The organism is Kitasatospora sp. NPDC059327 (assembly GCF_042752535.1).
Lineage (GTDB): Bacteria > Actinomycetota > Actinomycetes > Streptomycetales > Streptomycetaceae > Kitasatospora.
Genome location: NZ_JBHYYB010000020.1, coordinates 25,388 through 42,537, shown reverse-complemented (window position 1 = coordinate 42,537; position 17,150 = coordinate 25,388). Strand labels below are relative to the sequence as shown.

Here is a 17,150-nt window from a genome sequence, read left to right as displayed (position 1 = left end):
TTTCCCCTCGTCTTTCCGCCCGCCCTTGTCCCCGCCCTTCCCCTCGTCCTTCCCCTCGCCCGACGACGTGCCAGAGGCCCACCGAGGAGGCAGCCCCCGATGGCTCCCGACGCAGCCGCCCGCCCGACCCGCGCGGAGTTGCGGGTCGCCGCCCGCGAGCAGTCGCGCGCGCAGCGCCGCGGCGCCGCCAAGGCGGCCACCCGGACGGCGCTGCTGCGCGTCGCGCTGCCGTCGATGGCCGCCCTCGGCGTGGCCGGGGCGGCCGCCGTGACCGTCCAGGGCGAGGCCGACGAGCAGCGCGCGCAGGCGGCCGGCCGGGCCCCCGAGCAGGCCGCCGAGGCACCCGCCGACGCGCCCGCCCGGGCCGCCGCCCAGCAGGTCCTCGCCGCGGGCGGGACCGACCAGGCCTCGCGCGGCGCCGCCCGCGGCCCGCTCTCCGGCACCCAGACCGCGAACACCGCCGACGCTCCCGCGGTGGACGCCGCCCCGGCCCCCGAGCCGGTGCTCCCGAAGGTCTCCCTCCCGGTCGCCCGGCGGGGCCTCGGCGAGATGTTCGGCGCGTCCGGCACGCACTGGGCCACCCGGCACACCGGCATCGACTTCCCCGTCGACGGCGGCACCCAGGTCCTGGCGGTGACCGACGGCACGATCCGCACGCAGTGGAACCCGTCGTACGGCTACATGTCGGTCCTGAAGACGGCCGACGGCACCGAGGCCTGGTACTGCCATCTGCGGTCGTACAAGATCCGCAAGGGCACCGTGAAGGCGGGCGACGTCATCGCCTTCGTCGGCAGCAGCGGCAACAGCACCGGGCCGCACCTGCACTTCGAGATCCGCCCGGCCGGCGGCGGCGCACCCGTCGACCCGCTGCCGTGGTTCCTCGCCCAGGGCGTCGACCCGCGCTGAGCCCCGGGCCCCGACGGCAGCCGGCACCGTCGGCGGTCGGCACCGTCGGCGGTCGGCACCGACAGCGGCCGGCACCGCGCGGGCCCGGCGCACCCGGGCCCGCGCGCCGAGCCCTACAGCTTCTCCACCGGCGCGTACCGCAGCAGCAGCTGCTTGCGCCCCTCCGTCCCGAAGTCCACCGTGGCCTGGGCCTTCTCACCCACACCGGCGGTGGCCACCACCGTGCCCAGACCGAAGGTGTCATGGGTGACGCGGTCCCCGACCGCCAGTGCCACGACCTCGCGCTCGACCGCCGCGCCGGCCCGCCGCGCCGACTGTCCCCAGCCCGCCTTCGGCGAGGCCGCCGCCGCACCCCGCGACGCGCCCCGGGAGGAGCCCCCGGAGCCACCGGAGCCACCGGCGGACTTCCCGCCCCAGGAGGCCCCGGAGGAGTACCCGCGCGAGGCCGGCACCGCCGAGCCCCCCGTGCGCTTCCACTCCACCAGGGTGTCCGGGATCTCCTCCAGGAACCGCGAGGCCGGGTTGTACGAGGGCTGCCCCCAGGCGCTGCGCAGCACCGAGCGGGTCAGGTAGAGCCGCTCCCGCGCCCGGGTGAGCCCGACGTACGCGAGCCGCCGCTCCTCCTCCAGCTCCTTGACCTGGTTGAGCGCCCGCATGTGCGGGAAGATGCCGTCCTCCATGCCGGTCAGGAAGACCACCGGGAACTCCAGTCCCTTGGCGGTGTGCAGGGTCATCATCGTGATGACGCCCCGGCCCTCCTCGTCGTCGTCGGGGATCTGGTCGGAGTCCGCGACGAGCGCGACCCGCTCCAGGAAGTCGGGCAGCGAGCCGACCGGCGGTGCGCCGTCCTCCCCCGCGTCGGGCCGCTCGCCCGGATCCTGCTCGTACTCCAGGGCGACGGAGGCGAGCTCCTGGAGGTTCTCCACCCGGGTCTCGTCCTGCGGGTCCGTGGAGGCCTGCAGCTCGGCGAGGTACCCCGTCTCCTCCAGCACCGCCTCCAGCACCGCGGCCGGCCCGGCACCCGACTCCACGACCTGCCGCAGCCCGGCCATCAGCGCGTTGAACTTCTTCACCGCGTTCGCCGACCGGGCGGCCATCCCGTACGCCTCGTCGACCCGCTGCAGCGCCTGCGCGAAGGAGATCCGCTCGCGCCCGGCGAGCGCGTCGATCATCGCCTCGGCCCGTTCGCCGATCCCGCGCTTGGGCACGTTGAGGATCCGGCGCAGCGGCACGGTGTCCTCCGGGTTGGACAGCACCCGCAGGTAGGCCAGGACGTCCCGGACCTCCTTGCGCTCGTAGAAGCGCACCCCGCCGACCACCTTGTACGGCAGGCCGACCCGGATGAACACCTCCTCGAACACCCGGGACTGGGCGTTGGTCCGGTAGAAGATCGCGACGTCGCCGGGCTTGGCCTCGCCCCGGTCGGTCAGCCGGTCGATCTCGTCGGCGATGAACTGGGCCTCGCCGTGCTCGTCGTCCGCGACGTAGCCGACCACCTTCTCGCCGTGGTCGCCGGCCGTCCAGAGCTTCTTCTCCCGCCGGCTGGTGTTCCGCTCGATGACGGCGTTGGCGGCGCTCAGGATGGTCTGCGTGGAGCGGTAGTTCTGCTCCAGCAGGATGGTGGTCGCGTTCGGGTAGTCCTCCTCGAACTGGAGGATGTTGCGGATCGTCGCGCCGCGGAAGGCGTAGATCGACTGGTCCGCGTCACCGACCACGCACAGCTCGGCCGGCGGCACCTCGGCCAGGCGCCCGGCCGCCGGGTCCACGAAGTCGCCGTCCACGGTGCGCTTCGGCGCGGCCGCGGCGGAGCCCCCGCTGAGCTCCCGCACCAGCATGTACTGGGCGTGGTTGGTGTCCTGGTACTCGTCGACCAGGATGTGGCGGAACCGCCGCCGGTAGTGCTCGGCGACGTCGGGGAACGCCTGGAGCAGGTTCACCGTCGTCATGATGATGTCGTCGAAGTCGAGCGCGTTGGCCTCGCGCAGCCGCCGCTGGTAGAGGAAGTAGGCCTCGGCCAGCTTCTTCTCCGTCGGGTTGGCGGCCTGGTCGGCGTACGTCTCCTCGTCGATCAGCTCGTTCTTCAGGTTGCTGACCTTGGAGGTGAAGGACTTCGGCGGGAACTGCTTCGGGTCCAGGTCGAGGTCCCGGCAGACCAGGGACATCAGCCGCTGCGAGTCGGCCGAGTCGTAGATCGAGAACGACGAGGTGAAGCCGAGCAGCTTGCTCTCCCGGCGCAGGATCCGCACACAGGCGCTGTGGAAGGTGGACACCCACATCGCCCGGGCCCGCGGCCCGACCAGCTGCTCGACGCGCTCGCGCATCTCGCCGGCCGCCTTGTTGGTGAAGGTGATCGCCAGGATCTCGCCCGGCTGCACCCCGCGGGCGCCCAGCAGGTGGGCGATCCGGTGGGTCAGCACGCGGGTCTTGCCGGAGCCGGCGCCGGCCACGATGAGCAGCGGCGAGCCGGCGTGCAGCACCGCCTCGCGCTGCGGGTCGTTCATCCCCTCCAGCAGCTGGGCCGGGTCCACCACCGGCCGGGCGGCGCCGTTGCGGTAGTAGGCGTCCCGTTCGGCCTCGGCCGTGTGGTCGGTCTGGAAGAGCCCCTCCGGGATCGCTTCCTCGTAGGCGTCGTACGGGACGTCGTAGGGGACGTCGTCCTCGAACGGCGGCGGCTCCTGCGCCATCGGGGTGGCGGCGGGCTGCTGCTTCGACCCGGCGGCGGGGGCCTCGAAACCGGGGAGCGGGAGGTCGTCAAAGAGGCTACTCATGGCACTCCGAGTCTATGGCCCCCCACTGACAAGCCCGCCCGGCCGGAGGGAATCCGGCCGGGCGGGCGTTGTCGCGGGGCCCGTCAGACCAGGCGGCGGGCGGTGGCCCAGCGGGTCAGCTCGTGCCGGTTGCTCAGCTGGAGCTTGCGCAGCACGGCCGAGACGTGGCTCTCCACCGTCTTCACCGAGATGAACAGCTGCTTCGCGATCTCCTTGTACGCGTAACCGCGCGCGATCAGCCGCAGCACCTCGCGCTCGCGCTGGGTCAGCCGGTCGAGGTCCTCGTCCACCGGCGGGGTGTCGGTGGCCGCGAAGGCGTCCAGCACGAAGCCGGCCAGCCGCGGCGAGAACACCGCGTCGCCGTCGGCGATCCGGAAGACCGCGTTGACCAGGTCCGTCCCGGTGATCGTCTTGGTGACGTAGCCGCGGGCACCGCCGCGGATCACCCCGATGACGTCCTCGGCGGCGTCGGAGACGGACAGCGCCAGGAACTTCACCTGCTCGCCCATCAGCCCGGCCGAGCGGCGCAGCACCTCGACCCCGCCACCACCCGGCAGGTGGACGTCGAGCAGCACCACGTCGGGCCTGGTCTCGGCGACCACGCGGACCGCCGACTCCACGTCGTCGGCCTCGCCGACCACGTCGATGCCGGTGACCTCGGTGCGTCCGATCTCCGCGCGCACGCCCGTCCGGAACATCCGGTGGTCGTCGACCAGCACGACCCGCGCGACCCTTCCCCCGCCCTCGGCCGGGGTCCCCCCCATCGGCGCTGCGTCAGTCATTCGTTCTCTCCATCTCCAGCTCGACCTCGGTGCCGCCGTCCGGCGCGGGCCGCACCCGTGCGGTACCGCCGTTGCGCTTCATCCGGCCGATGATCGACTCACGGACACCCATCCGGTCCTCGGGCACCGTGTCGGGGTCGAAGCCGGGGCCGTGGTCGCGAACGAACACCGACACCGTCCTCCCCTCCACCTCGGCGTAGACCTGGACCGGTCCTCCGCCACCGTACTTGGCCGCGTTGACCGTCGCCTCCCTCGCGGCCTGCATCTGCGCGACGATCCGCTCGTCCATCGGGCAGTCGCCGACCATGACCAGCTCGACCGGGACGCCGTGCCGGTCCTCGACCTCGGCGACCACCGCCCGCAGGCTCTCCGCCATGGTGTCCGGCGCGTCCTCGGCGACCGCCTCCGGGCGGTAGAGCCAGAGCCGCAGCTCGCGCTCCTGGGCCCGGGCCAGCCGCAGCACCTCCCGCGGGTCCTCGGCCCGGCGCTGGATCAGGGTCAGGGTGTGCAGCACCGAGTCGTGGACGTGCGCCGCGATCTCGGCGCGCTCCTGGGCGCGGATGCGGGCGGTCCGCTCGGCGCCGAGGTCCTGCCACATCCGCAGCGCGTACGGGCCCACCAGCACCAGGACGCCGGCCAGCACCGCCAGTGAGGCCTCGACCACCGAGCCGAGCGTGGAGCCGCTGCCCTGGGTGGCGAGGAAGGCGATGGTGCCGGCCACCACGAGCAGCACGCCGCCGCCGACCCGGGTGTAGGCGCCGCGCCGCTTCTCGCCCTCCTCCAGGCCGAACCAGCGCTGCCAGCGGGAGTCGTCGGCCTGCCGCCAGACCAGCGCGACCCCGACCCCGATCGCCAGCAGCGGCCAGGTGTACGGGCGGGCGGTCTGCACGCCGAGCGCGTTGAGCAGGGCGATCAGACCGATCACCAGCATGACCAGCGCGGCGAGCTGGCCCAGGCCGCCCTGGCGCCGCCCGGCGGCGGACCGGGCCGCGCCCGGCTCCTCGCCGGGTTCGCCCGCGACCGCGGCCGGCTCGCCCTGAAACGCGTGCTGGAGCAGCTCGCGCAGCCGGCCGATCCAGCCGCGCCGGCGCTTGCTCAGCTCCGCCCCGACTGCCCCGGAGGCCTGCCAGGAGCCCGACGGCACGAAGGCGCCGTTGACGTAGACCCAGTGCGCGCCGCCGCGCTGCGCGGGCTCGCCGATGCCGATCGGCACCACGAACCAGAACGCCGCGTACAGCAGCGCGCCGATCCCCTGGGCGAAGAAGAGCAGCACGAAGGAGACCCGGACCCAGGTGACCGGCAACCCGAGGTGCACGGCGAGCCCGTGCGCGACGCCGCCGAGCATCCGGCCCTGCGGACTCCGGTAGAGCCGCCGGTACGGCGGGCGCTCGCCGCCGGGCGCGGCCGGGTCGGCACTCGCCGCCGACGCGGCGTCGGGGACGAGGGGACGGGGATCGGTACCGGGTGCTGCCACGGCACCGATGGTTCCACGCACGCGGGCCCGGGCGCATCAGGGTGCGACCCCCAACCCTCTCAGGGACAAGTCAGGGTACGGACAGGGCTCGCACCGGTTGGGCGCGGCCGCGCCAGCCCCCAGGATGGTGCACATGACCGAAGACCACCGCATCCAGGAGACCGGGCCGGGCGCCCCGCCGGCACCGGAACGCCCACCGCTGAACCGCACCGAGCACCACCGCGTGGTGGCCGGTGTCTGCGGCGGCCTGGGTCGGCACCTGGACATCGACCCGGTGGTCTTCCGGGTGCTGACGGTGGTGCTCTGCCTCTCCGGCGGCCTCGGCCTGTTCCTGTACGGGCTGGCCTGGCTGATCATCCCCACCGAACCGGTCCCGGACGGCCGGGGCGGCGACAGGGCGGGCCGCACCGAGCTCCAGCGGGTGCTCACCGGCCGGGTGGACGGCCAGTCGATCGGCGCGGTGCTGCTGACCGTGATCGGCACCGGCGTCTTCTTCGCCTCGATGGGCGACGGGGACACCATGTTCCCGCTGCTGCTGCTCGGGGCGCTGGCCTTCCTGGCGGTCCGCTACGACCCGGAGCGGCGCCGCGGCCGGCAGCGCGGGCGCCGGCGCGGCCGGGACCGCGGGCACGGCCCGTACGACCGCTGGTTCCCCGAACCGGAGCCGCCGACCGCCGACTACGGCTGGTCGCGCACGGACGAGGGCGAGCGGGCCCGCGAGCAGCACGCCCGGGACCGGGCGGCCGGCACGGTCCCGACCGACACCCCGCACGCGGGCCCGAGCGGCTACCTGTGGGACCCCCGCCACCCGGAGCGCAACCCGTACGGCGGAACCGCCACCCCGCCGCCCGGCGGCCCGGCGCAGCCCTGGTGGCAGCGCCCCGACCTGCCCGAGGGCGACCCGCTGCGCAAGGGCGGGCCGGCCGGCCCGCCGCCGCGGCCGGCCGTGGTGCGCCACCGGCCCGAGCGTTCGCCGCTCGGCCTGATCGGGCTGCTCCTGGCGGTCGGCGCGGCCAGTGCGGTCTGGTCGGCCTCCGCCCACGGCGACAAGGCGGTGGTCACCGGCACGGTGCTGGCCACCGCGCTGCTGGTCATCGGGCTGACCCTGCTGGTCGCCGCCAAGTTCGGCCGGGCCCGCAAGCTGGTCGTGCCGGGCCTGCTGCTCACCCTGGCGCTCGCGCTCTCGCACGGCTCGGCGTTCTCGGTCCAGAACGCGGTCGGCGACCGGGACTGGCGGGTCGTCGCGGCGGACGGCCTGGAGGAGCGGTACACCCTCGGGCTCGGCAACGCCCGGTTGGACCTCTCGCGGCTCGACCCGGCCGGCACCACCCTGCGCAGCACCGTCGAACTCGGGGCCGGGCAGCTGACCGTCCTGGTGCCGCCGGACGTGACGGTGAACCTGGACGCCAGGGTCGGGATGGGCCACATCGGCGTCCCCGGGGCGGACGAGGCCGGCAGCGACACGTCCCGCGTCTTCCAGCTGCGTCCGGTGAACGGTCAGACATCCAAGGGCACGCTCGACCTCAGGCTGCGGGTCGGGCTCGGCGACATCAAGGTGGTCCAGTCGTGAGGAAGCACCAGCTCGACCTGTTCTCGTTGATCGCCGGGGGGCTGTTCACCGTGATCGCGGTGCTCTACCTGGTGGCGGCGCTGAACGACATCTCCGTGAACGGCCGGATCGTCATCCCGGTGACCTTCATCGTGCTCGGTCTCGGCGGGCTGGCCGGGGCGGTCGCGGCGGCGGTCCGGCGCGGCGGCGCGGACCGGCGGGGCCGGGACGCGCCCTGAGCCCCGGACCGGTCGTGCGTCCCGGTGCCGCTCAGCTCTGCAGCGGCCCGAGGTTCAGCTTCTCGCCGTCCTTGGTGACGCCGTACCGGGGCAGCGGCTTGGTGGCCGGGCCGTTCACCACCGCGCCGGTGGCCGCGTCGAACCGCGAGCCGTGGCAGGGGCAGTACAGCTGGCCGTTCTTCGGGGCGTCGACCGCGCAGCCGGAGTGCGTGCAGGCCGAGGAGAAGGCGCAGTACTGGCCTGCCTTGGGCTGGACGATGTAGACCGCGTCACCCGTCGCCGGGTCCTTGACCTGGGCCGATCCGCCCACCGGGACGCTCGCGGCGTCCACCGACACGGTCGGCCCGGCGGGCGCCGGCGCGGCCGACGGTCCGGCGGCCTTCCTGTCCCGGCCGAAGGTGGCGGTCAGCGAGCCGGTGAGCAGCCCGGCACCGCCGATCGCGACGGCCGCGATCCCGCCGTCCACCAGCGCCCGCCGCCGGACGAGCCGCTCGCGCAGCCCGCGCCCGCGGTCCCGGGCGGCCCGCCCGGCCAGGTAGCCGTCCAGCGAGAGGTACGGGGTGCCGGCCAGCACCAGCGGGGTCCAGGCCAGCAGGTAGGCGAGGTCGTTGCCGAGGTAGTACGGCGAGACGTTCCAGCTGACGGTCAGCCAGAGGCTCAGATTGATCAGCGCGCCGCCGAGGGCCGCGACCCGGCCCCAGAGGCCGAACAGGGTGCCCAGGCCGACCGCCAGTTCACCGAAGGCGATGGCGAGCGCGAACAGGGTCGGCGCGTCGAGCGCGGCGCCGAGCAGGAACGAGATCGGGCTGGAGCCCTTGGCCGCCTGGGTCTGCGACACGAAGGACGCCGGGTCGCCCGCACCGGCCAGGTAGTGCGCGTCGGCGAGCTTGTCGAGCGCCGCGTAGACGAAGGTGACGCCCAGGAAGATCCGCAGCGGCAGCAGCGCGTACCGGGAGGCGGTCGCCCTGAGCAGGGCGAGCCGCCGCGCCCCGCCGCCGCCCACCGCACCGGTCGCCGCGGAGTCGCCGGCCGCCGCCGAGTCGCCGCCCGCCGTGGAGCCGCTGGTCGCCACGGAGCCGCTGGCCTCCGACATCCCTCACACCTTCCTTCACGGCCTGCCATCACCTGACAGGTCCGGTCCGCATTCTGCACGCTCGTGACCGCATTCGGTGGGAGATCCCACCCGGTGGGCGCCCGGTGCCCCGGCCGCCCACCGCGAACGGCCGCGCCGCCGCTCCCTTGTATACGGGAACGACGGCGCGGCCGTTCAGCACCGGTTCAACGCCGGCGGGGAGTGCCTACTCCCACTCGATGGTGCCCGGCGGCTTGCTGGTGCAGTCCAGCACCACGCGGTTCACATCGGGGACCTCGTTGGTGATCCGGGTGGAGATCTTCGCCAGCACCTCGTAGGGCAGGCGCGACCAGTCGGCCGTCATGGCGTCCTCGGAGGAGACCGGGCGCAGCACGATCGGGTGGCCGTACGTCCGGCCGTCGCCCTGGACGCCGACGCTGCGGACGTCGGCGAGCAGCACCACCGGGCACTGCCAGATCTCGCGGTCCAGACCGGCCGCGGTCAGCTCCTCGCGGGCGATCGCGTCGGCCTCGCGGAGCAGGTCGAGACGCTCCTTGGTGACCTCGCCGACGATCCGGATCCCCAGGCCCGGACCCGGGAACGGCTGGCGCTGGACGATCTCCTCCGGCAGGCCGAGCTCCTGGCCGACCATCCGGACCTCGTCCTTGAACAGCTTGCGCAGCGGCTCGACCAGCTGGAACTGCAGGTCCTCGGGCAGACCGCCGACGTTGTGGTGCGACTTGATGTTGGCGGTGCCGGTGCCGCCGCCGGACTCCACCACGTCCGGGTACAGGGTGCCCTGGACCAGGAAGTCCACGGACTCGCCGTGCTCGCCGGCCTCGGCCACGATCTCGGCCTGGGCCTGCTCGAAGACCCGGATGAACTCCCGGCCGATGATCTTGCGCTTCTCCTCCGGGTCGCTGACGCCCTTCAGCGCGGTCAGGAAGCGCTCCTGCGCGTCGACGACCTTCAGCTGCACGCCGGTGGCCGCGACGAAGTCCTTCTCGACCTGCTCGGTCTCGCCCTTGCGCATCAGACCGTGGTCGACGTAGACGCAGGTCAGCTTGGTGCCGATGGCCTTGTTGACCAGGGCCGCCGCGACCGCGGAGTCCACGCCGCCGGAGAGCCCGCAGATCGCGCGCTTGTCGCCGACCTGGGCGCGGATCAGCGCGACCTGCTCGTCGACCACGTTGCCGGTGGTCCAGGTCGGCGCGATGCCGGCGCCGCGGTAGAGGAAGTGCTCCAGGATCTGCTGGCCGTGGTCGGAGTGCAGCACCTCGGGGTGGTACTGCACGCCGTACAGGCGGGCCTCGTCGTTCTCGAAGGCCGCGACCGGCACCACGTCGGTGGAGGCGGTGACGGTGAAGCCCTCGGGCGCGGCCGAGCAGGCGTCGCCGTGCGACATCCACACCGAGTGCTGCGCCGGGACGCCCTCGAACAGGGTCGAGCCGGTGCGGGAGACGACCAGCGGGGTGCGGCCGTACTCACGGGCACCGCTGTTGTCGACGGTGCCGCCGAGCGTCTTGGCCATCAGCTGGAAGCCGTAGCACATGCCGAAGACCGGCACCCCGGCCTCGAAGATCGCGCGGTCGAGCTGCGGCGCGCCCTGCTCGTAGACCGACGAGGGGCCGCCGGAGAGGATGATCGCCTTCGGGTTCTTGGCGAGCATCTCGGCGACCGGCATGCTGCTCGGCACGATCTCGCTGTAGACCCGGGCCTCACGCACCCGACGGGCGATGAGCTGGGCGTACTGGGCGCCGAAGTCGACCACCAGGACGGTGTCGGTCTCAGGCACGGACTGGTCGGGAATAGCAGAGGACACGGACGGCCTTCCGGCAGCGGTATCTAGAGATGTCGCGGCGCACGCCCCGGGAGGGCGGCGACGGGCGACGGGCGGGGGTCTGGGCACGAGTCTACCGGGCTGGCCGGTTTCACTCGTCTGCACGTCCAGGAGGCCGTGACCGGCCGGGCCGCCGCTTCGTTGGATCTGACGACCGCACGACCGCGCCGCGCCCGCCAGGTGCGCCGCCTCCGCCCCGGCAGGGGCGCCGCCGTGCGGGCTTGCAGGACCACGCGTGGAGCTCATCCCAGTCCACCGGCGCGCGTGGCGCCACCGCTGTCCCGGCCCCGCCGGGAGCGGTGCGCCGTGGGACCGCGCGCGGGTGCCGCGGCCGGCCAGCAGGGGACAGCGACCCCGGCCGCGACTGGACCCAAGGAGGTGGGGCGGCCGGCCCCGGGGACGCCCGGGTACCGGCCGCCGCACCCCGGCGCAAGCCGTTCACCGTCCCGCGCCGCTACGCGCGTCCCGGTGCGCTCCGGCGCCACCACTACGCACGGTGATCATCACTAGCACCCGCCCGCGATCTCCCGAGGGGCCGCCGAGCCGCCGCGGACGCTTCGTCGCGCACCGGCCGGGCCGAAAATGGACTGTGCCGAATCATGCCGAATCGGTTGCAGAGCAAGCCCTTCGTCCATCACGATGCTGGTGGGAAGAGGTTCTCCCGGCGGCCGAAGGACCACTGCGGAGTGCCGCCCCCTTGCCACCGAGACCCACGATGGCAACGATTATCACCTCACGCTCCGTGAGCGAAAGCTCGGCGCAGGCATGCGCGCCGGCCCGCCCCGCCGCGTGCGGACCCGCCTCGCGCGACCGGCCCAGCTCATGCCGGCACCGCGGCGGCACGACCCACGAGCCATCCGACGCGACGGCGCTCCTCCCCCGGCGCCGTCACCCCAGCACCGGCGCAGCCCTGACGCCGCGTGCTGAGCGACAAAGGGCCCCGTTCCCCCGCGGGGCCCTTTGCCCTGTCCGGGGCCGGGGCTCACCGCGGCGGCCGGAGCCGCGGCCCGGCGGTCACGAGCGAGGGGCGCGGGCCGTTGGCCGCGCGCCCCTCGGCCGCTACCGCTGCTTGCGCCAGACGCTGGGGTCGACCTGGTCGTCCTCCCCCGGCGGCCGGGCGGCCGGCACCCCGCCGCCCGGGAACGACGGCGGCTCCTCGTACGAGCCGATCACCTCGCTCACCCCCACCGGCACGGCGGGCTCCGGCCCGGCCTCGCGCGGCACACCGGCCGGGGACGGCGCCGCCCCCTGGTACGGCAGTGGCGGCGGTACCCCGGGCGGGCCGGCCACCGGACGGCTGCCGACGGCCGCCAACAACGGCGGCACCGCCAGCGCGCCGATCGCCGCCCAGACCACGTTGGCCAGCAGCAGGGTGGGGAAGACCAGGCCGACCGCGTACTCGTGGCCGAGCTCCTGCCGGCGGCCGAGGTACGTCGCGGTCGAACCCGTCGAGAGCACCGCGCCGGCGATCGGCATCAGCAGGCTGAGCGCGGCCGCGTGCACCACCGCCAACCGGAGCCGGTCCGCCGCGTCCAGCCGGCGCCGGTACGCCGTCCACCCGAGGAGGGCCGCCCCGACCAGCGCGAGCAGACCGGTCCACCGCCAGTCGGCGCTCTGGTGCCCCAGGTCGAAGAAGGAGAACCCCTGGTCGGACCTCTCGCCCTCCCAGTCGGCGCGCGGGCCGCTCGCGTCGCTCGTCGTCCTGAGCGTCGCCCCCGAGCCCAGGCCGAGCAGCAGCAGCGCGACGTTCGGCAGCACGGTCAGCGCGGCGCCGGTCTGCCCGTCCGCGTCCTGGACGAGGATCAGCAGGAAGCCGACCAGCGCGGCGAGGCCGATCGTCATCGCCAGCGCCCGGCCCGCCGCCAACCCGGCCACCGCCCAGCCGCGCACCACCCGGTTGCGCCAGGCCGCCCAGCGCAACGCGTCCGTCCCGTGCACGGTGAACGCCGCCAGTGCGGCGAGCAGCGCCGCCCAGCAGACGGCCTGCGGCCAGCCGGAGCCGGCCGTGTACGTCACCCCGCCGGCGTCGCCGTAGTAGTCCCCCGCGTCGAACCCGCCGCGCGCGGACCCGGGCCGCCAGGAGGCACCGGCGACGAGCCCGATCAGCAGGGTCACCGCCGCCGCGGCCACCGCGGTGCGCAGCGCCTCGTCGGCCGCCTGCCGCCTGGTCGGCTGCGCACCGGTACGGGCCTGCCGCCGGCGAGCCCCGGCCCGCAGGCCGAGCCAGAGCGCGCCCAGCCAGAGCGCGGTGACCGTCATCGGCACCGCCCGGACGATCGCCTCCCCGCTGCCGTCCGCGTAGCGCTCCCCGCCGGAGAAGCCCAGCTCGAACGGCGCGCCGAGGGCGGACAGGGCCAGCGTCAGGGCGGCACCGAACCGCTTGCCGAAGGAGGGCGCCTCGAAGAGGTAGAAGAAGGTGTAGCCGTCCGGGACCGCGGCGATCAGCGCCGCCAGGAACAGCACCGCGGTCGGCGCGATCAGCGCCGTGAACGCCGGCCGCCAGTCACCGGTGAGCCCGCGCAGCACGGCCGGCCGCGCGGCGGCGGGGTCGTAGGGCCGGCCGGCACCCCAACCGCCCGGCGCCGACGGCGCGAAGACGGGCGGGGCGGGCACCGAGGGCGGAGCTGGTACCGAGGGCGGAGCAGGCGGAGCGGCGGGCGGCGGCAGGGGCGGCGGCGGCGTCAGCGGCCGTCCGCAGGAGGCACAGCCGAACGCCCCCGCCCCCGAAGCCGCGCCGCACGATGCGCAGATGGCCATGGACCGCGATCCCCCCCCACACACACAACGGTGCCCCCTGGTCCCCCCAGGGAGCCCCGTTTATCCCATCGTGCCCGGACGGCTGTCAACCGGTCCTGGACACGGCGCCCGCCACACCCGGCCGAGCGTCAGGAGGCCGTGGCGCCGGGCTTCTTGGGCACCGTCGGCACGGCCAGCAGCGGCAGTCGCAGCGCCCCGAAGGCCTCCGCCGGCACGGCCGGGCGCACCGGCGCCACCGCCCCGACCCGGCGGTACGCCTCGCCCGGCTCCGGGCGGCCGTCCGCCTCGCCCTTGTTGGGCCACATCGACAGGGCCCGCTCGGCCTGCGCGGTGATCGTCAGCGAGGGGTTCACCCCGAGGTTGGCGGAGACCGCCGAACCGTCCACCACGCTGATCCCCGGGTGGCCGTGGAGCCGGTGGTACGGGTCGACCACACCGGTCTCCGCGGAGTCGCCGATCGGGCAGCCGCCGAGGAAGTGGGCGGTCATCGGGATGTCGAAGATCTCGCCGACGGTGCTGCCCGCGAAGCCGTTGATCTCGGCGGCCAGCGCCTGGGCCCCCTCCTCCGCCGCCGGGATCCAGCTCGGGTTGGGCGCCCCGTGGCCCTGGGTGGAGGTCAGCTGCCCCTTGCCCAGGCCCTTCGTCTTCAGCGAGACGGTGATCGAGTTGTCCAGCGACTGCATCACCAGGCCGATGATGGTCTTCTCCGACCAGCGGTGCTGGTTCATCGACCGCGCGAAGGTCACCGGGTGCCGGGCGGCCGTCCCCAGGTAGCGCAGCCAGCGGGGACCCTTCCCACCGCCCTTCACCTGCATGATCGACAAGGCGCCCATGGCGTTGGAGCCCTTGCCGTAGCGCACCGGCTCGATGTGGGTGTTCTCGTCCGGGTGGATCGAGGAGGTGATCGCGACACCCTTGGTGAAGTCCGCCCGGGCGCCGTAGCGCCGGTCGGTGGTCTGCGCGCCGACCAGCGCCTCGGAGTTCGTCCGGGTCAGCTCGCCGAGCCGGCCGGAGATCCGGGGCAGGTGACCGCCGTCGCGCATCCGGTGCAGCAGCCGCTGGGTGCCGTAGGTGCCGGCCGCGACCACCACCCGGGCGGCGGTGATCGTCCGCGCCCCCGCCTTCACCGGGTCGGTCGTGGAGCGGGCGTCGGTCCGGCGGACGTCCACCGCGAAGCCCTCGCCGCGCTCGCGGATCCGGGCCACCGTGGTGAGCGGGTGGATCTCGGCGCCGCCGCGCTCGGCCAGGTACAGGTAGTTCTCGGTGAGCATGTTCTTGGCGCCGTGCCGGCACCCGGTCATGCACTCGCCGCACTCCACGCAGGCCCGCCGGGCGGGGCCGGCCCCGCCGAAGTACGGGTCGGCGACCTCCTCGCCGGGAGCCGCCTCGGCCGTGCGGTCGGAGTCCCGCCCGTCGCCGAAGAAGACCCCGACCGGCGCCATGTGGAAGGTGTCCCCGACGCCCATCTTCTCGGCGGCCGCCCGCAGATGGACGTCGGACGGGGTGACGGTCGGGTTGAGCCGGACCCCGAGCATCCGCTGCGCCTGGTCGTAGAACGGCGCCAACTCCTCCTGCCAGTCCGTGATGTGGCGCCACTGGCGGTCCTCGAAGAAGGCCTTCGGCGGCACGTACAGGGTGTTCGCGTAGTTCAGCGAGCCGCCCCCGACCCCGGCACCGGCCAGGATCATCACATTGGCCAGCAGGTGGATCCGCTGGATGCCGTACAGGCCGAGCCTGGGCGCCCACAGGTACTTGGCGAGGTCCCAGGAGTTCCTGGGCAGCTCGTCGCGCTCGAAGCGCCGCCCGGCCTCCAGGACGGCGACCCGGTACCCCTTCTCGGTCAGCCGCAGCGCGGCCACCGAACCACCGAAGCCCGAGCCGATCACGACCACGTCGTAGTCGAAGTCCGCCTCGTCGCGGGACCCCACCATGTGCCACTGCTCCTTCGGGAAACGAACGGACATCAGGACCGGACCGGGCCGGCCGGGCCGGTGGACGGACCGGGACTACTTGAAGCGCAGGGCCTTCAACACCCGCAGCCCGCCAGTGAACACCGCGGCGAACTGCCGGTCGTCCAGGCCGAAGGACGGCGCGAGCGGCATCACCCGCTGGCCGGCGATGGTCTGCGCCTCGGTGAACCGCAGGATGCCCTCGGCGCCGTGCCGCCGGCCGAGCCCGGACTCGCCCATGCCGCCCATCGGCGAGCCGACCGAGCCGTACGCCGCCGCATAGGCCTCGTTGACGTTGACCGTTCCGGTGCGCAGCCGGGCCGCGATCGCCCGGCCGCGCCGCAGCTCCTTCGTCCAGACGCTGGAGTTGAGGCCGTACGGCGTGGCGTTGGCGACGGCCACCGCCTCGTCCTCGGTGTCGAAGCGGTACACCGAGACCACCGGGCCGAACGTCTCCTCGGTGCAGACCGCCATCTCGGGGGTGACCCCGTCCAGGATGGTCGGCTCGTGGAAGAACGGGCCGAGGTCCGGCCGGGCACGGCCGCCGGCCACCACGGTGGCACCGGCCTTGACCGCCTCCTCCACATGACGGGTGGTGGCGTCCAACTGCCGTACGGAGACCAGGGAGCCCATGTCCGCGCCGTAGGCGAGGCCGCCGCCGAGGCGCAGCGCGCGGGTGCGCGCGGCGAACTTCGCCAGGAACTCGTCGGCCACCGCGCGGTGCACCAGCAGTCGCTCGATGGAGATGCAGAGCTGACCGGCGGAGGAGAAGCAGGCCCGGACGGCACCCTCGGCGGCCCGGTCGAGGTCCGCGTCGGCGAGCACCAGCATGGCGTTCTTGCCGCCGAGTTCGAGCGAGGCGCCGACCAGCCGGGCGGCGGCGCGCTGGGCGACCTCGCGGCCGGTGCGGGTGGAGCCGGTGAACGAGACGTAGTCGGCGTGCTCGACCACGGCCGGTCCGACCACCGGGCCGTCGCCGATCACGATCTGCCAGAGGTCGGCCGGCAGGCCGGCCTCGATCAGCAGCTCGCGGGCCCAGAGCGCGGTCAGCGCGGTCTGCGTGTCCGGCTTGTTGACCACCGCGTTGCCGGCCACGAAGGCGGGCAGGGCGTCCCCGACGGACAGTTCCAACGGGTAGTTCCAGGGTGAGATGTGCCCGATCACGCCCTTGGGGCGACGGGCCTCGACCGCGTGGGTGAGCAGCGGCAGGGCCCCGCCGTGCCGCTTGTCGCGCAGGTAGCCGTGCGCGGCGCGCCCGTAGTGCCGGGCCGCCATCGCGACGGCCAGCACCTCCTCGAAGGCGTGCAGCCGGGCCTTGCCGGTCTCGGCCTGGACGAGGTCCAGCACTTCGTCCTGGCGCTTGAGCAGCAGGTCGTGGAAGCGCAGCAGGACGGCGGCGCGGCGGCGGACCGGCAGCGCGGCCCAGGCCGGCTGGGCCCGCCGGGCCAGCTCGTAGGCGACCTCGACGTCGCCGGGGGTCGAGCGCGGCAGAGCGGCCAGCCGCTCACCGGTCAGCGGGGCGACGGTCTCCACCAGGTCCGGCTCGCCCGCCGCGGTGACCCCGGCGGCGAGGCGGGCGACCAGGGAGGGCGGAACGACCGCGGCGACGGTGCGGCCGCCGCCGGGGGCGGCGGGGTTGCGGTCCGCGGCGCCGGGCCGCGCGGAGACCGTGGCATCTGCTGTGAGGTCCGTCATGGGGCGCAGCCTAGGCGCTCGGGGGCCGGTTCGGTACCCGTCGGTAACAACAATGTCGGCGCGCCGCGCCCCACCGGCGGGCCGGCCGCTCGACGGGTCGCCGGCTCAGCGGGTCAGCC

Annotated in this window: 11 protein-coding genes and 1 pseudogene; 3 read left to right on the top strand and 9 right to left on the bottom strand. The window is 74.4% G+C overall.

Annotated elements, in window-relative coordinates; genetic code table 11:
- Positions 1-99 precede the first annotated feature (99 nt).
- Positions 100-906, top strand: a complete 807-nt coding sequence (locus ACFXHB_RS14975; protein WP_380574551.1) for a M23 family metallopeptidase — start codon at positions 100-102, stop codon at positions 904-906.
- Between the two features lie 113 nt (positions 907-1,019).
- On the opposite strand, the gene pcrA is transcribed toward ACFXHB_RS14975, so the two are convergent.
- From pcrA to ACFXHB_RS14960, 3 genes are all read right to left on the bottom strand, one after another.
- Positions 1,020-3,674, bottom strand: coding sequence for a DNA helicase PcrA (gene pcrA / locus ACFXHB_RS14970; RefSeq protein WP_380574550.1), 2,655 nt, complete (start codon positions 3,672-3,674; stop codon positions 1,020-1,022).
- A gap of 83 nt (positions 3,675-3,757) precedes the next feature.
- Complete coding sequence (locus ACFXHB_RS14965) at positions 3,758-4,456, bottom strand: LuxR C-terminal-related transcriptional regulator (RefSeq protein WP_380574549.1); 699 nt, start codon at positions 4,454-4,456, stop codon at positions 3,758-3,760.
- Positions 4,449-5,801 (bottom strand): PspC domain-containing protein, encoded by a 1,353-nt coding sequence (locus ACFXHB_RS14960; protein WP_380574645.1) that lies wholly within the window; start codon positions 5,799-5,801, stop codon positions 4,449-4,451. Before ACFXHB_RS14960 ends, ACFXHB_RS14965 begins: the two co-directional genes overlap by 8 nt.
- A 262-nt stretch (positions 5,802-6,063) precedes the next feature.
- Between ACFXHB_RS14960 and ACFXHB_RS14955 the strand changes: the two genes are divergently transcribed.
- The gene (locus ACFXHB_RS14955) at positions 6,064-7,500 is read left to right on the top strand and encodes a PspC domain-containing protein (RefSeq protein ID WP_380574548.1); all 1,437 of its coding nucleotides are present in this window, start codon (positions 6,064-6,066) and stop codon (positions 7,498-7,500) included.
- A complete protein-coding gene (locus ACFXHB_RS14950) occupies positions 7,497-7,718 on the top strand; it encodes a hypothetical protein (RefSeq protein WP_380574547.1) in 222 nt (73 codons plus the stop codon). The genes ACFXHB_RS14955 and ACFXHB_RS14950 overlap by 4 nt, the downstream gene beginning before the upstream one ends.
- Positions 7,719-7,749: 31 nt before the next feature.
- Here the strand turns inward: ACFXHB_RS14950 and ACFXHB_RS14945 are convergent, their stop codons facing one another.
- The 6 genes and pseudogenes from ACFXHB_RS14945 to ACFXHB_RS14920 all read right to left on the bottom strand — a co-directional run bounded on the left by ACFXHB_RS14945 (position 7,750) and on the right by ACFXHB_RS14920 (position 17,031).
- Positions 7,750-8,028: a Rieske (2Fe-2S) protein gene (locus ACFXHB_RS14945; protein WP_380574644.1), complete on the bottom strand. Its 279-nt coding sequence runs from the start codon at positions 8,026-8,028 to the stop codon at positions 7,750-7,752.
- Positions 8,029-8,226: 198 nt separating this feature from the next.
- Positions 8,227-8,790 (bottom strand): annotated as a pseudogene (locus ACFXHB_RS14940) (DoxX family protein); the annotation flags it as partial.
- A gap of 226 nt (positions 8,791-9,016) precedes the next feature.
- A complete protein-coding gene (guaA, locus tag ACFXHB_RS14935; RefSeq protein ID WP_380574546.1) occupies positions 9,017-10,585 on the bottom strand; it encodes a glutamine-hydrolyzing GMP synthase in 1,569 nt (522 codons plus the stop codon).
- 1,104 nt (positions 10,586-11,689) lie between these two features.
- Positions 11,690-13,243, bottom strand: a complete 1,554-nt coding sequence (locus tag ACFXHB_RS14930) for a hypothetical protein (RefSeq protein ID WP_380574545.1) — start codon at positions 13,241-13,243, stop codon at positions 11,690-11,692.
- Positions 13,244-13,515: 272 nt separating this feature from the next.
- Positions 13,516-15,318 (bottom strand): GMC oxidoreductase, encoded by a 1,803-nt coding sequence (locus ACFXHB_RS14925; RefSeq protein WP_380574543.1) that lies wholly within the window; start codon positions 15,316-15,318, stop codon positions 13,516-13,518.
- Between the two features lie 75 nt (positions 15,319-15,393).
- A complete protein-coding gene (locus tag ACFXHB_RS14920; protein ID WP_380574542.1) occupies positions 15,394-17,031 on the bottom strand; it encodes a succinic semialdehyde dehydrogenase in 1,638 nt (545 codons plus the stop codon).
- Positions 17,032-17,150: the final 119 nt, after the last annotated feature.

Excerpts from the sequence above, each read along its gene's own strand:
- ACFXHB_RS14925 (WP_380574543.1), bottom strand. The coding sequence starts at position 15,318 with ATGGTGGGGTCCCGCGACGAGGCGGACTTCGACTACGACGTGGTCGTG.
- ACFXHB_RS14975 (WP_380574551.1), top strand. The coding sequence starts at position 100 with ATGGCTCCCGACGCAGCCGCCCGCCCGACCCGCGCGGAGTTGCGGGTC.
- pcrA (WP_380574550.1), bottom strand. The coding sequence starts at position 3,674 with ATGAGTAGCCTCTTTGACGACCTCCCGCTCCCCGGTTTCGAGGCCCCC.
- ACFXHB_RS14965 (WP_380574549.1), bottom strand. The coding sequence starts at position 4,456 with ATGACTGACGCAGCGCCGATGGGGGGGACCCCGGCCGAGGGCGGGGGA.
- ACFXHB_RS14960 (WP_380574645.1), bottom strand. The coding sequence starts at position 5,801 with ATGCTCGGCGGCGTCGCGCACGGGCTCGCCGTGCACCTCGGGTTGCCG.
- ACFXHB_RS14920 (WP_380574542.1), bottom strand. The coding sequence starts at position 17,031 with ATGACGGACCTCACAGCAGATGCCACGGTCTCCGCGCGGCCCGGCGCC.
- ACFXHB_RS14955 (WP_380574548.1), top strand. The coding sequence starts at position 6,064 with ATGACCGAAGACCACCGCATCCAGGAGACCGGGCCGGGCGCCCCGCCG.